Annotated in this window: 1 protein-coding gene; it reads left to right on the forward strand. The window is 77.3% G+C overall.

Annotation, left to right across the window (positions count from 1 at the left end):
• Positions 1-61: 61 nt before the first annotated feature.
• Positions 62-1,113: DUF5719 family protein (locus AC529_RS19230; RefSeq protein WP_068758753.1), on the forward strand; the 1,052-nt coding region annotated here is incomplete at its 3' end.

Raw genomic sequence — 1,113 nt, forward strand, 5'->3', positions numbered from 1 at the left:
GCCGTGCGGGACGCGGCCGCCGCGCCCGGCGGCGCGGCCGACAGTGAGGAGGACCGTCCCGGTGAAGCTGCTCGTCGAAAACCGCTTCGCACTGCTGTTCCTGGTGGTCGTGGCGCTGGCCGCGCTTTTCGGGGCGGCCCGCCTGTCCGCGGCCGCGCTGCCCGCCCCCGGCGGGGACGCCGAGCCGGTGCTGGCCCCGGTGGAGTCGATCACGCGGGTCTGCCCCACGCCCCAGGGCGAGGACCGCCGGACCCAGGTGGCCGGCCACGCCCCCGGCGACGGGGAGGGGACCGCCGAGGACGTCCTGGAGGTCGCCCCCAACCTCGCCGACGCCGCCCCGGAGCAGCCCGCCGCCGCGGCCGGGCAGGCGTGGCTGCACGAGCCGCAGGAGACCGACAGCGGCACCGTGGTGCGCGCCGAGGGCGGGTTCGCCGCCGGGGCCGAGGTCTCCCAGACCACCACCGGCGACGGCACGGTCACCGAGGTGCGCTGCGCCGAACCCTCCTCCAGCACGTGGTTCGCGGCCCCCGGCGGCGCGGAGCTCAAGCAGTTGCGGCTGCACCTGGCCAACATCGACGAGACCACGGCCACCGTCAACGTGGACCTCTACGCCCCCGACGGCCCCACCTACTCCCTGGAGACCCGGGGGGTCATGGTCGAGGGCCGCACGGAGCTGGAGCTGCCGCTGCTGCCGCTGGTGGAGCACGCCCAGGCGGTCGTGGTCCACGTGCGCACCAACGCGGGCCGGGTCGCGGCGGCGCTGTACGCGGAGCGCTCCGCGGACGGCGCGGACTGGGTCCCCGCCACCACCGCCCCCGCCACGAGCCACGTCGTCCCCGGCGTCCCCGGAGGCAAGGGCAACCGGCGCCTCGTCGTCGCGGCCGTCTCCGACGAGCCCACCACGGTGCAGGTCCGCCTGCTCACCCCCGACGGCGAGGTGGAGACGGAGGCCCTCGCCGAGGTGGAGGTGGCCCCGGCCGCCTCCACCCGGGTCAGCCTGGAGGGTCCGCTGGAGAGCCGGGACGCGACCGTGGTCGTCACCGCCGACCACCCGGTCGTGGTGGGCGCGGAGGTCCGCCGCTCCGACGACGACACCGCCTACACCGCGGCCAC

It is taken from the genome of Thermobifida cellulosilytica TB100, assembly GCF_001517975.1.
GTDB classification, from domain to species: domain Bacteria; phylum Actinomycetota; class Actinomycetes; order Streptosporangiales; family Streptosporangiaceae; genus Thermobifida; species Thermobifida cellulosilytica.